The sequence below is a fragment of the Zobellella sp. DQSA1 genome (genome assembly GCF_041950555.1).
Classification (GTDB): Bacteria; Pseudomonadota; Gammaproteobacteria; order Enterobacterales; family Aeromonadaceae; genus Oceanimonas.
Genome location: NZ_CP169531.1, coordinates 1,171,312 through 1,184,313 on the forward strand (window position 1 = coordinate 1,171,312; position 13,002 = coordinate 1,184,313).

At 63.0% G+C, this 13,002-nt stretch carries 15 protein-coding genes; all 15 read left to right on the top strand.

What is annotated here, in order from left to right:
* Window position 1: 1 nt before the first annotated feature.
* Window positions 2–316: a flagellar hook-basal body complex protein FliE gene (fliE, locus tag ACEVBK_RS05645; RefSeq protein ID WP_375057621.1), complete on the top strand. Its 315-nt coding sequence runs from the start codon at window positions 2–4 to the stop codon at window positions 314–316.
* 11 nt (window positions 317–327) lie between these two features.
* Window positions 328–2,037 carry a flagellar basal-body MS-ring/collar protein FliF gene (fliF, locus tag ACEVBK_RS05650; protein ID WP_375057622.1) on the top strand — a complete coding sequence of 570 codons (1,710 nt, stop codon included), beginning with the start codon at window positions 328–330 and terminating at the stop codon, window positions 2,035–2,037.
* A complete protein-coding gene (fliG, locus tag ACEVBK_RS05655) occupies window positions 2,030–3,076 on the top strand; it encodes a flagellar motor switch protein FliG (RefSeq protein WP_375057623.1) in 1,047 nt (348 codons plus the stop codon). Before fliF ends, fliG begins: the two co-directional genes overlap by 8 nt.
* Entirely contained in the window at window positions 3,073–3,876 is an 804-nt protein-coding gene (fliH, locus tag ACEVBK_RS05660) for a flagellar assembly protein FliH (RefSeq protein ID WP_375057624.1), read from the top strand. Before fliG ends, fliH begins: the two co-directional genes overlap by 4 nt.
* A complete protein-coding gene (gene fliI / locus ACEVBK_RS05665; protein WP_375057625.1) occupies window positions 3,863–5,194 on the top strand; it encodes a flagellar protein export ATPase FliI in 1,332 nt (443 codons plus the stop codon). The genes fliH and fliI overlap by 14 nt, the downstream gene beginning before the upstream one ends.
* Window positions 5,194–5,631 (top strand): flagellar export protein FliJ, encoded by a 438-nt coding sequence (gene fliJ, locus ACEVBK_RS05670; protein WP_375057626.1) that lies wholly within the window; start codon window positions 5,194–5,196, stop codon window positions 5,629–5,631. The genes fliI and fliJ overlap by 1 nt, the downstream gene beginning before the upstream one ends.
* A gap of 87 nt (window positions 5,632–5,718) precedes the next feature.
* Complete coding sequence (locus tag ACEVBK_RS05675) at window positions 5,719–7,533, top strand: flagellar hook-length control protein FliK (protein ID WP_375057627.1); 1,815 nt, start codon at window positions 5,719–5,721, stop codon at window positions 7,531–7,533.
* A 149-nt stretch (window positions 7,534–7,682) separates the two neighbouring features.
* Window positions 7,683–8,048, top strand: coding sequence for a flagellar basal body-associated FliL family protein (locus ACEVBK_RS05680; RefSeq protein ID WP_375057628.1), 366 nt, complete (start codon window positions 7,683–7,685; stop codon window positions 8,046–8,048).
* A 7-nt stretch (window positions 8,049–8,055) separates the two neighbouring features.
* Window positions 8,056–9,114, top strand: coding sequence for a flagellar motor switch protein FliM (fliM, locus tag ACEVBK_RS05685; protein WP_375057629.1), 1,059 nt, complete (start codon window positions 8,056–8,058; stop codon window positions 9,112–9,114).
* The gene (gene fliN / locus ACEVBK_RS05690) at window positions 9,111–9,509 is read left to right on the top strand and encodes a flagellar motor switch protein FliN (RefSeq protein WP_375057630.1); all 399 of its coding nucleotides are present in this window, start codon (window positions 9,111–9,113) and stop codon (window positions 9,507–9,509) included. Before fliM ends, fliN begins: the two co-directional genes overlap by 4 nt.
* Entirely contained in the window at window positions 9,509–9,868 is a 360-nt protein-coding gene (gene fliO / locus ACEVBK_RS05695) for a flagellar biosynthetic protein FliO (RefSeq protein ID WP_375058518.1), read from the top strand. Before fliN ends, fliO begins: the two co-directional genes overlap by 1 nt.
* The gene (gene fliP, locus ACEVBK_RS05700) at window positions 9,855–10,598 is read left to right on the top strand and encodes a flagellar type III secretion system pore protein FliP (RefSeq protein ID WP_375057631.1); all 744 of its coding nucleotides are present in this window, start codon (window positions 9,855–9,857) and stop codon (window positions 10,596–10,598) included. The genes fliO and fliP overlap by 14 nt, the downstream gene beginning before the upstream one ends.
* On the top strand, window positions 10,598–10,867 hold the full coding sequence (gene fliQ / locus ACEVBK_RS05705; protein ID WP_375057632.1) for a flagellar biosynthesis protein FliQ: 270 nt from the start codon (window positions 10,598–10,600) through the stop codon (window positions 10,865–10,867). The genes fliP and fliQ overlap by 1 nt, the downstream gene beginning before the upstream one ends.
* A 171-nt stretch (window positions 10,868–11,038) precedes the next feature.
* Entirely contained in the window at window positions 11,039–11,827 is a 789-nt protein-coding gene (gene fliR, locus ACEVBK_RS05710) for a flagellar biosynthetic protein FliR (RefSeq protein ID WP_375057633.1), read from the top strand.
* Window positions 11,828–12,961 carry a flagellar biosynthesis protein FlhB gene (flhB, locus tag ACEVBK_RS05715; protein WP_375057634.1) on the top strand — a complete coding sequence of 378 codons (1,134 nt, stop codon included), beginning with the start codon at window positions 11,828–11,830 and terminating at the stop codon, window positions 12,959–12,961.
* The last annotated feature ends 41 nt before the right edge of the window (window positions 12,962–13,002 follow it).

Consider the following 13,002-nt stretch of genomic DNA (forward strand, 5'->3'; position numbering starts at 1 on the left):
GATGGACATTAAAGCCACGGCATTACTATCGGAAATGCAGGCGTTGAAAGGCGAGGCGCAACAGCTGACGCCGGTAAATACCCTCGGCCCGCAACAGGACTTCTCCGCCCTGCTAAACCAGGCAATCGATAACGTGAACGGTTTGCAGCAAAGCACCGACGGCCTGCGCACCCGCTTCGAGCTGGGGGACGAGTCGGTCAGCCTGGAACAGGTGATGATCGCCGCGCAGAAATCCAGCCTCGCCTTCGATGCCACCGTTCAGGTGCGCAACAAGGTGGTCGATGCCTACAAAACCATTATGAACATGCCGGTATGAGGGCCTGATTGGTGGCTGATAATCCGTTGGTCAATACCGACAAAAATGTGCTGGCCGCCAACGAGGCGACGGCACTGGAAGCGGAAGAGCAGAAGAGCACGCCCTTCGCCTTGTTGGGCAATACCGACATCCTGCGCCAGGTCATCATTGTGCTGGCGCTGGCCATCTGCCTGGCGTTGGCGGTGTTTGTGCTGCTGTGGGGCAAAGAGCCCGAGATGCGCCCATTGGGGGTGTACAGCAATCAGGAACTGATAGAAACCCTGGACTTTCTGGACAGCCGGAAGGTGCCATACAAGATTGACGGCAATACCGTGCTGGTGCGGGCCGATCAGTTCTCCGACATTCAGCTCAATCTGCGCCGCTCCGGCCTCAGCCAGAGCCCTCCCGAAGGCGATACCATCCTGTTGTCCGATCCCGGTTTCGGCATCAGCCAGCGGCTCGAGCGCGAGCGGCTCAACCTCAGCCGGGAGCGGCAGCTGGCCCGGGTGATCGAGCAATACAACAGCGTCTCCCAGGCCCAGGTGTTGCTGGCCATTCCCCGGGAAAACGTCTTTGTGCGCGATAAACGCCAGCCCAGCGCCACCGTGGTGCTGAACCTGCGCCGGGGCGGAACCCTGCGCCAGGAAGAGGTGGATGCCATCGTGGATACGGTGGCTTCGGCGGTGTCGGACCTCACGCCGGGCCGGGTCACGGTAACCGATCAAAACGGCCGTCTGCTCAACTCCGGCTCCCAGGATCCCCTGTCGGCGCGTACCCGCCGTGAATTTGAACAGCAGCAGAAGCAGGAGTCCGATTATCGCCAGAAGATTGACGCCATCCTGAGCCCGGTGCTGGGGCTGGGCAATTATACCGCCGAGGTGGACGTCCGGCTGGACTTTACCCGCCGGGAGCAAACGGTCAAGTCGTTCAATCCCGACCTGCCGGCTGTACGCTCGGAAATGGTGATGGAAGACAACACCTCGGGACTGGGCGCGCTGGGCATACCCGGGGCGCTGACCAACCAGCCGCCGATGGAGTCGGACATTCCGGAACAGGCCGAAGGCCTGGCGCAGGAACAGAATCGCAACGAGCGTTCCCGCCGCGAGGCGACCCGCAACTTCGAGCTGGATACCACCATCAGCCATACCGAGAGCGCCACCGGCGATATCCGCCGGTTAACGGTGTCGGTGGCGGTCGATTACAAGACCCTGAACCATGCCGACGGCTCGGTGGAGCGGGTTCCCCTGAGCCAGGAGGAACTGGCGCGTATCGACCGGCTGCTGCGCGGTGGCCTGGGCTTCGATGTGAGCCGGGGCGATGCCATCGAAGTGGTCTCGGTGCCGTTCAATCGTCCGGATCTGGACGATATCGCCGCCGTTCCGTTTTACGAGCAGCCCTGGTTCTGGCATCTGGCTCGTATTCTCGGCGCCGTCATGGTGCTGATCGTGCTGTTGCTGACGCTGGTTCGGCCCATGGTCAGGCGGCTGCTGGGCTCCGACGAAAAACTGCCGGAAGAGATCGATCTCGACGGGCAGAATGCCCTGGCCGGCAACGAACAGTTGTCCCTGTTGTCACAGCAGGCCGAGCAGGAAGACAGCCTGTTCGGCATTCGTGAAGGGAAGCTGCAACTGCCTGATTTGCACAAGGACGAAGATCTGCTGCGCGTGGTCCGGGCGTTGGTGTCGAACGAACCGGATCTGGCGGCACAGGTCATTAAAGACTGGGTGAAGAGCGATGAGTGATAACCAGGAACTGGTCATTTCCGATGAGCAGCGCCAGTTGCTTGGCAAGATGACCGGCACCGAAAAGGCCGCCCTGCTGATGCTCAGCCTGCGTGAGGAGGATGCGGCCCAGATTTTTCGTCACCTCGATCCCAAGCAGGTGCAGCGGCTGGGCATGAAGATGGCGGCGGTGGGGGATTTCGGCCCCGAGCGGGTGGGGGCGGTGCATCGCCTGTTTATCGAGGATATTCAGCGTTTCACCAATATCGGCGTCGGCAGCCAGGAATTTGTGCGCAATGCCCTGGTGGCGGCACTGGGCGAAGACAAGGCCGGCCGGCTGGTCAACCAGATCGCCGCCGGTGCCGGCTCCCGTGGCCTGGATTCGCTCAAGTGGATGGATGCCCGCCAGGTGGCCAGCATCATCCATAATGAGCATCCGCAAATTCAGACCATAGTGCTGTCGTACCTCGACCCCGAGCAGGCGGCCGAGATCCTGCAGCAGTTTTCCGAGCCGGTACGGCTGGATTTGATCATGCGTATTGCCGAGCTGGAAGAAGTACAGCCGGCGGCGCTGCAGGAGCTGAACGACATCATGGAGAAACAGTTTGCCGGCCAGAGCGGTGCCAAGGCGGCCAAGATGGGCGGCCTGAAAGCCGCCGCCAATATCATGAACTACCTGGATACCACGGTAGAAGGGGTGTTGATGGATGCCATTCGGGATCAGGATGAAGAGATGAGCATGAAGATCCAGGATCTGATGTTCGTGTTTGAAAACCTGATCGATGTGGACGACCGGGGCGTGCAACTGCTGTTGCGTGAAGTCAACGGCGAGCTGTTGCAGCGGGCGCTGAAAGGCGCCGACGATCAGCTCAAGGAAAAATTCCTCAAGAACATGTCCAAGCGGGCCGCCGAGATGCTGCAGGATGATCTGGAGGCCATGGGGCCGGTGCGGGTCAGTGATGTTGAAAACGCCCAGAAAGAGATTCTGGCGGTTGCCCGCCGGTTGGCCGAAAGTGGTGAGCTGGCACTGGGCAAGGGGGCGGGTGACGACTACGTATGAGTTCCGATCCCTCCTCCAAGAACGACTCGCGGGCCGATCATGCTCAGGATATCAGCCAGTGGGACTGGCCGGAAATGACATCCATGGCGCACCGGGCGAATCGTACGGCGCTGAACCTGGCCCTGCGTGGCGAAGAGGCTCCCGCTGTCGCGCCCGAGCCGGTGGAGGCGCCCGAGCCGCTCACCGCCGAGGCGCTGGAGGCTATCCGCCAGGCCGCCTTCGAAGAAGGCCATGCGGAAGGCAAGCAGCAGGGATTTGAAGCGGGGCGGGAAGAGGGGCGACTCCAGGGCCTGCGGGAAGGGCACGAGGCCGGCCTGCAGCAAGGCCTGGAGCAGGGGCTGACGGAAGGCCGGGCGCGAATCGAAGAGCAACTGGTGCAATGGCAGCGCTGGCTGGAGCAGCTGAGCACACCGCTGGCGCAGGTCGACAAGGTGGTGGAGCAAAGCCTGGTCACCCTGGCGCAGGAGCTGGCGCGCAACCTGCTGAAAACCGAGGCGACCACCTCTCCCCGGTTATTGCTGGCCACGGTGCGCGAGGCAATTGCCGCCCTGCCGGGCCACGAGGCGGGTGTGACCCTGTTTCTGCACCCCGATGACATCGCCGTGATTGAACAGCACTTCGATGCCCCCAGCCGGCAACAGCGACGCTGGGAGCTGGTGGCCGAGCCCAGCCAGGCGCGGGGGGACTTGCGCCTGAAAACCGCCATGTCCGAGCTGGACATCAGCCTGGCGCAGCGCATCGATACGCTGATGGCCAACTTTATCAAGGCCAACTGGAGCCGCTTCCATGACGCTCAGTGAGCGGTTGGCGGCCTATCAGACCCGGGGGTTGGCACCGGCCATGGCCGCCAGCGGCAAGCTGACCCGGGTGGTGGGGCTGACGCTGGAGGCGGTGGGATGCACGGCGGCGGTCGGCAGCCAGTGCAAGATCCAGACCCTGTTTGGCGACATGGATGCGGAAGTGGTCGGCTTTGCCGACGACAAGCTCTACCTGATGCCCGGCGAATCGCTGAAGGGAGTGATCCCCGGCGCCCGGGTAACGCCGGTGGGACAGGGCGCCGGCGTGCCGGTGGGCATGGCCTTGCTGGGGCGGGTCATCGACGGCATCGGCCAGCCGCTGGATGGCCTGGGCCCCATCGCCACCCGCGAGACCGCCGACTTTACCGCGCCGCGGCTTAACCCGATGGCGCGCAAACCGATAGCAGCGCCCATGGATGTCGGCGTCAGGGCCATCAATGCCGTGCTTACCGTGGGGCAGGGCCAGCGCATGGGGCTCTTTGCCGGCTCCGGCGTGGGCAAGAGCGTGCTGCTCGGCATGATGACCCGGGGCGCCAAGGCCGACGTGGTGGTAGTGGGGCTAATCGGTGAGCGGGGGCGGGAAGTCAAGGAGTTTATCGATGTGATCCTGGGCGAGGAAGGTCGGGCTCGTGCCGTGGTGGTGGCCGCGCCGGCCGATGCCTCCCCGCTGATGCGACTCAAGGGCTGCGAAACGGCTCTGACCCTGGCCGAATACTTTCGTGACCAGGGCCTGAATGTGCTGCTGCTGATGGACTCCCTTACCCGCTATGCCCAGGCTCAGCGCGAGATCGCGCTGGCGGTGGGCGAGCCCCCGGCCAGCAAGGGCTACCCGCCCTCGGTTTTCGCCAAGCTGCCGGCGCTGGTGGAGCGGGCCGGCAACGGCGCCGAAGGGCAGGGCAGCATCACCGCCTTCTTTACCGTGCTCACCGAAGGGGATGACCTGCAGGATCCGATCGCCGACGCGGCCCGGGCCATCCTCGACGGCCATGTGGTGTTGTCGCGGCAACTGGCCGACAGCGGCCACTACCCGGCCATCGATATCGAAAAATCCATTAGCCGGGTGATGACGGCCGTCACCACCGAGGCCCACCAGCACCAGGCCCGGGCCCTCAAGCAGGCCTATGCGCTGTATCAGCAGAACCACGATCTGATCAACCTGGGGGCCTATCAGTCCGGGGCCGATCCCCGGCTGGATCTGGCCATTCATATCCGCCCCCGGCTGGAGCGTTTCCTGACCCAGGGCATGACGGAGGTGATTGGCCTGCAAGCCTGCCTCAATGAGCTGGAAGTGGTCAGCAAGCCGCTGCTGCGGGCCGGCTGATGAGTAAGGCGCTGCACTTGTTGCTGGAACAGCTGGACGGTCAGGAACGGCAGGCCGCCGCCGAGCTGGGGACGGCCCAGCTCCAGCTGCAGCAGCTGGAGCAGCAGCAGCAGACCCTGAGCCAGTATCAGCGGCACTACAGCCAGGAGTTTCAAAACCGTGGCCAGCAGGGGCTCAGTGCCCACCAGTTCGGCCATTTCCAGGGCTTTATCGACAAGCTGGAGCTGGCCCGGCAACAGCAGCAACAGGGACTGCAGCAGGCCCGGCAACAGCTCGAACGCAGCCGCACCGCCTGGCTGGCGGTGCGGGCCCGCAAGCAGGCCATCGACAAGCTGCTGGAGCGGGATGCCGGGCGCAAACGCCTGGAAGCGGCCCGGCAAGAGCAGAAAATGCTCGATAACCTGGCGATATACCGTTTTCACAAGAAAAACATGTAGCTTATGGTATGCATCTTGCAGAATTCTATTTGTAAACGATGAATCCGATAGCGAACGACGTGGCGACGCACTTGACAGGGAGCGCTCATGACCATCAGCATCAGCCCTATTTTTCCTCTGGCCGGCCAGGGGCTCCTGGCCATCGGCGAGACGGGGGCCGGGAGCCGCCATACCTTCGCCGAGGTGTTGGAGGAACAGCCGCCTGTGGGCATGACCGGTGAGGCCGAGGCTTTCGTCGAGCCGTTGCCCGGGGTGGCTTCGCCGACAGAAAGGGAGCAGGAGCAGGCCCTACCCGGCGGGGAGAACGCCGAGAAGGCAGAGTGTGACGCCCCGGCCGTGGGGGCCTTCTCCGGGCCTGCTGTGACTGCCGGGCCTGAAGCGGTACCGCACATGTCCGTGCTGGCGCCGGCTTCGGTGGAGGCGGTGCCGTTGACCGATGAGGAACCGGCGCTCTCGCCTGATGGGCCGAGCAGACCGCGGTCCGGCGAGGTGCCGGTCACCGGGAATAACATGTCATCCGAGTGGCTGGTCCAGATCGAACATGGCAAACGTTGGCAGCAGACGGCTGCGGAAAACGGCGGCAACAAATTGCCGCCGTTGGCGGAGCCACCCCGGCCGGTATCCGACCAGGAACTGGCCGAGGCGACCGCATCGACGGTGAATGAGCGCCGGGCCATGGCGGATGGCAGAGAGCCGGCGCTATCCGCCGGTGGTCACCGGGCGGCGGCGCCCGCCGCAAGCGAATTGCGAACCCTGCCGGCGGGCAAGGAGCCGGCGCTAGCTGCCGGTGGTAGTCAGGCGGAGCCCGCCGCAAGCGAATTGCGAACCCTGCCGGCGGGCAAGGAGCCGGTGGTCGCTGCCGGTGGTAGTCAGGCGGAGCCCGCCGCAAGCGAACTGCGAACCCTGCCGGCGGGCAAGGAGCCGGTGGTCGCTGCCGGTGGTAGTCAGGCGGAGCCCGCCGCAAGCGAACTGCGAACCCTGCCGGCGGGCAAGGAGCCGGTGCTCGCTGCCGGTGGTAGTCAGGCGGAGCCCGCCGCAAGCGAATTGCGAACCCTGCCGGCGGGCAAGGAGCCGGTGCTCGCTGCCGGTGGTAGTCAGGCGGAGCCCGCCGCAAGCGAACTGCGAACCCTGCCGGCGGGCAAGGAGCCGGTGCTAGCTGCTGGTGGTAGTCAGGCGGAGCCCGCCGCAAGCGAACTGCGAACCCTGCCGGCGGGCAAGGAGCCGGTGCTCGCTGCCGCTGGTAGTCAGGCGGAGCCAGCCGATGGGGAGCCGGCTGACGAGGAGCCGGCGACCGCGTCGGCGACGGATGATCTCCGGGGCCTGGCGGGAGGCAAGGAGTCGGCGGTACTCGCTAGCGCCGACATCGCGACCGCTCAGGATACTTTACCCGGGGGGAGTCTCTTCCAGCGAGACGGGCAGCTCCAGGTCACCGCCGAACGCCCGGTTCAGCCAGAGCGAGCGCTGACCCTGCAAGGCGCTCCCGAGCAGGGCGCGCGGCAGTTGGCGCAGCAGGTGCAGATCATGGTGAACCAGAACCTGCAGGAGGCGGATATCCGCCTTAGCCCGTCGGATCTGGGGGGGCTGCGGATACAGCTGAGAATGGAGCAGGGTGAAGTGCATGTGCAGTTCCTGGCCAGTCAGCCACAGGCCCGGGAATTGCTGGAGCAGGCGCTGCCCAGGTTAAGGGAAATGCTGGTCCAGCAGGGGCTGAATCTGGGCCAGGGCCTGGTAGGCGGTTTTGGCGGTCAGCAGGGGAGTCAGCAACAGAGTGCCTCGGCATCGCCGTCTCCCCGGGCGGCGAGCGACGGCGTGAAAGATGGCACCGAGCCGGCCGCAACGGATTGGAAACCGGTGCAGGCTCCCTGGCAAGCCATCAATGGACGAATCGATTTTTTTGCGTAATACCCAAGGGCATGCCCCTTTTTCGGAGTTAAAGGTGTCGGATGGCGGATGAACTCGAGATACCCACAATGGCGTGGTACAGGCGCAGGCTGGTCTGGATGGTGGGAGTAATAGTGATCGGCGTCGCTGCAGGTCTTGGCGGGTGGCTGATGAGGGGGGGCGAAGACGCCACCAAGAGTCAGGACGTCATCGATGAACAGGTACTCTATGTGAGTATGTCTCGCCCATTTATCTTCAGTGTGGCGGCGGGGGCGCGCGAGCGACTGGTCCAGGCGGAAGTTCAGCTGATGGTACGGGGCGAGGCCAAAATGGCGACGGCCAAACGCCATCTGCCGCTGCTGGAGAGTACCCTGCTGGCGGTATTAAGCCGGCAGGACGCCGATAATTACCTGACGGCCGAGGGAAAGCGGATGGTCCGCCAGGAGGCGCAGAACGAGCTGAATCAGGTGCTGGCAGAAGAGCTGGGAGAGGGGCTGGTCGAACAGGTGCTCTTTACCGGCATCGTAATGCAATAGGTGAATCGTGAGCGATCTGTTATCCCAGGATGAAATCGATGCCCTGCTGCACGGGGTGGATGAGGTAAAGGAAGACTCGGCCGGGAGTGGTGACGGCGTTGCCAGCTTCGACTTTTCTTCTCAGGATCGTATTGTCCGCGGGCGGATGCCGACCCTGGAAATGGTGAACGAGCGCTTCGCCCGCCATATGCGGATCAGCCTGTTCAACATGATGCGCCGTACCGCAGAGGTGTCCATCAACGGCGTGCAGATGCTCAAGTTTGGCGAATATGTACATTCGCTGTTCCTGCCGACCAGCCTGAACATGGTGCGCTTTCGCCCCCTCAAGGGCATAGGGCTCATCACCATGGAGGCCCGCCTGGTGTTTATCCTGGTGGACAACTTCTTCGGTGGCGATGGCCGTCATGCCAAGATTGAAGGCCGTGAGTTCACCCCGACCGAACGGCGGGTCATCCAGCTGCTGCTGAAGCTGGTGTTCGAGGATTACAAGGATGCCTGGGCCCCGGTGATGGACGTGGAGTTTGAATACCTGGACTCGGAAGTCAACCCGACCATGGCCAACATCGTCAGCCCGACCGAGGTGGTGGTGGTCAGCTCCTTCCATATCGAGCTGGACGGCGGCGGCGGTGATTTCCATGTGACCCTGCCCTACGGCATGCTGGAGCCGATCCGTGAACTGCTGGATGCGGGGGTGCAAAGCGACAAGGGCGAAAATGACCTGCGCTGGGGCAAGGCGCTGCGTGACGAGATCCTGGACGTGGGGGTGGAGATGTCGGTGAAGCTGCTTGACAAGGAACTCAGCCTGCGCGACATCATGGAACTGAAGGCCGGTGATATTATTCCGGTGGACATGCCCGAGCACCTGCTGATCTCGGTTGAGGATCTGCCCACCTTCCGTGGCCAGCTGGGGCGGGCCGGCGAGAAAATGGCGGTCAGGATCAGCGAAAAAATAAAACGGCCGGAAACCGTCAAGACCGAACTGCACGAGGTCACCCGACGCGGGGTGCGTATCGACGGGGAAGCCGAGCTGGAAGAACTGGAAAGAACCATTGAGGATGCGTCATGAGTGATGAGCAGAACGAGCTGGATGATGTGTGGGGCGAAGCCATGGCTGAGCAGGAGGCCAAGGAGCCCCAGGTGAGGCGGGCCGAGCTGGATGACTTCAGCGATGCGGATGCGCCACCGCTGACCGGCGAGGAGCGGCGGAAACTTGACGCCATTCTGGATATTCCGGTCACCATCTCGATGGAAGTGGGGCGCAGCCAGATCAGCATCCGTAACCTGCTGCAACTGAACCAGGGGTCGGTAGTCGAGCTGGATCGGCTGGCCGGCGAGCCGCTGGATGTGATGGTGAACGGCACCCTGATCGCCCATGGCGAAGTGGTGGTGGTCAACGACAAGTTCGGCATCCGGCTGACCGATGTAATCAGCCAGACCGAGCGGATTAAAAAGCTGAAATGATGACCCGGCTGCTGGTTTTATTCGTACTGCCGTTGCCCTTGCTGGCACAGGGGCCCGAGATTCAATGGGACTCCTGGGCTCTGTCGTCGCTGCTGGTCATCGGTCTTGTGGTGTTGCTGGGAGCGCTGGTGCGCAAGTTGCGGCTGCCCTCGGTGCTGGGAGGCAGCCGTCAGCTCAAGGTGGTGGCGACCCTGGCGGTCGGGCACCGGGAGCGGCTGATGGTGGTACAGGTGGGGGAAGAGCAGTGGCTGCTCGGGGTGACCCCCCAGCAGATCTCCGGCCTGGGCAAGCTCGAGCGGCCACTGGTGCCGGAGCAGGCCGGCAAGTTGTTGGCGGGGCGGACCGATGCCAAGAGTTAGCTGGTTGCTGCCGTTGCTGCTGCTGGCGATGCCGGCCATGGCCCAGCAGGGCATGTCGGCGGTAACCGTGACCAGCAATCCGGATGGCAGTCAGGAGTACAGCCTGACGCTGCAGGTGCTGGCACTGATGACGGCGCTGTCGTTTCTGCCGGCCATGGTCATCATGATGACCTCCTTCACCCGTATCATCATAGTGCTGTCGATCCTGCGCCAGGCCCTGGGCCTGCAGCAAAGCCCGTCCAACCAGGTGATGATAGGGATCAGCCTGTTCCTGTCTTTTTTTATCATGTCGCCGGTGCTGGACCGGGTGAATGCCCAGGCCCTGCAGCCTTATCTGGCGGAGGAAATCGACTCGCGCGAGGCCCTGCATCGGGCCGAGCAACCGCTCCGGGATTTCATGCTGGCGCAGACCCGGGTCAAGGATCTCGACACCTTCCTGACCATCGCCAATATTCAGGTCAACGGTGAAGAGGAAGTGCCCCTGCGGGTGCTGATCCCGGCGTTTGTGACCAGCGAGCTCAAGACCGCTTTCCAGATAGGCTTTATGCTGTTTTTGCCCTTCCTGGTGATCGATCTGGTGGTGGCCAGCATCCTGATGGCGATGGGCATGATGATGTTGTCGCCCATGCTGATTTCGCTGCCGTTCAAGCTGATGCTGTTTGTGCTGGTGGACGGCTGGAACCTGATCATGGGCACACTGGCCAACAGCTTTGGCCTGGGAGCGGGTTAGTGAGCCCGGAAACCTTCGTCGATATTTTCCGCAGCGCGCTCTGGCTGGTCACCCTGCTGGTGTCGGCGGTGATCCTGCCGAGCCTGGCCATCGGCCTGTTGGTGTCCATTTTCCAGGCCGCCACCTCCATCAACGAGCAGACCCTGAGCTTTCTGCCCCGGTTGCTGGTAACCCTGGGGGCGCTGGCGGTGGGGGCGCACTGGGGTTTCGAGATGCTGATGGACTTCTTTTATGAGCTGGTTTACCAGATCCCGCAGGTGATCGGGTAAACCAAGCTGGAAGGGTGAGGGGGAGAAGGCGGAGAACCATGACATAGTGCACTGGACTCCCGCCTGGGCGGGAGTGACAACAGGGTCAACGGGGTGTTTACCGCTTTGGCGCGTACTTTCAGTCACCCCCACTTCAAGCCGCTAGCTTCCCGCTTTATCCGGAGTTGAGATGTGAACTATACCACCGCAGAGCTGATGCAATGGCTGGCTTCCTATCTGTGGCCGCTGTGTCGTATCGCCGGCCTGATGATGACCATGGTGATGTTCGGTGCCCAGTTGACCCCTGTCTATAGCCGGTTGCTGCTGGCGCTGGCCACGACCATGGCGGTGGCGCCGGTATTGCCGCCCATGCCCGATGTCGCCCTGTTTTCCGGCGGCGGCTTCCTTATCACGGTACAGCAGGTGTTGATCGGGGCCGCCATCGGCCTGTTGTCCCAGTTTTTATTGCAGACCTTCGTGACCGCCGGCCAGATCATCGCCATGCAGACCAGCCTGGGTTTTGCTTCCATGATGGATCCGCTCAACGGCCAGTCGACCCCGGTGGTGGGCCAGTTCTACCTGATGCTGGGCACGGTGCTGTTTCTGGCGCTGAACGGCCACCTGGTGATGATTGAGGCCATAGTGATGAGCTTCGACACCCTGCCCGTAGCCGTCAACGGTTTGTCGGTAGCCAGTTGGCAAAGGCTGGCGGAGTTGCTCGGGCTTTTGTTCCAGGGCGCCGTTGCCATGGCGCTGTCGGCCATCGTCGCCATGCTGTTGATCAATTTCAGTTTCGGGGTCATGACCCGGGCCGCACCCCAGCTCAATATTTTCAGTGTGGGCTTTGCGGTCAGTATGGTCTGCGGCCTCTTTATCATGTGGCTGACCCTGGGGGGCTTTCTCGGCCATTTTGAAAATCAGTGGCTCAGGTTGCAACTGGTGATGTGCGACAGCCTGCAGTTGAGCTGCGAAGGGGGCTGAATGGCGGAGTCGGACGGTCAGGAAAGAACGGAACAGCCCACGGAGCAACGACTCCGGCAGGCACGGGAGAAAGGACAGATCCCCCGCTCCAAGGAGCTGGGGACGGCGGCGGTGCTGTTGAGCGCGGCCGCCGGCCTGTTAATGCTCAGTGGTCCGCTCGGGCGGGCCATGTCGCGGGTGTTCGAACAGAACTTCCGGGTCGAACGTGCCGTTTTGTTCGACCCCCAGACCATGATGCCGGCGTTGAGGGACTCCCTGGCCGGCCTGATGTGGCCGCTGCTGGGGCTGTTCGCCATAGTGCTGGTGGCGGCGCTGGTGGGCAACAGCCTGCTGGGGGGCTTCAACTTCAGTACCCAGGCGATGATGCCCAAACTCAGCAAGATGAGTCCGCTCAAGGGCATCAAGCGGATGTTCGGGGTGCAGGCGCTGGTGGAGTTGCTGAAGTCGGTGGCCAAGGTGGTGTTTATCGCCACCCTGGCGGTATGGCTGCTGTGGAGCCAGTTCGAGAATATTTTGCGGCTGAGCAATGAAACCCTGCCGGCTGCCGTGGTCGGTGCCCTGGAGCTGCTGCTGTGGATGGGGCTGCTGTTGTGCCTGGCCCTGCTGCCCATCGTGGCCATCGATGTGCCCTTTCAACGCTGGAACCACACCCGCCAACTGAAGATGACGCTGCAGGAGATCAAGGACGAATATAAAAACACCGAGGGGAAACCCGAGGTCAAGAGTCGCATTCGCCGGCTGCAGCAGGAAATGGCCAACCGCCGCATGATGGCGGAAGTGCCCACCGCCGATGTGGTGGTGGTCAACCCCAGCCACTATTCGGTGGCCTTGCGTTACCACAAGGACAAGCCCGGCTCGGCGCCGGTGGTGGTGGCCAAGGGGCTGGATGAGATCGCGCTCAAGATCCGGGAAATCGCGCGGGAATACGAGGTGCCGGTGATCTCCTCGCCCGCCCTGGCCCGGGCCGTTTACCATGCCACCAAACTCGACAAGGAAATTCCCGAAGGGCTGTTCGTGGCGGTGGCCCAGATCCTGGCCTATGTCTTCCAGTTGAACAGCTGGCGCAAGGGGCAGGGCCGCAAACCGGTGCCGCTGAAAGACGATCTGCCGATACCGGATGAATACCGGGTCTGAAGCCGAAAGCTTGACGCCGGAAGCTTGGAGAAGGCTGCTTC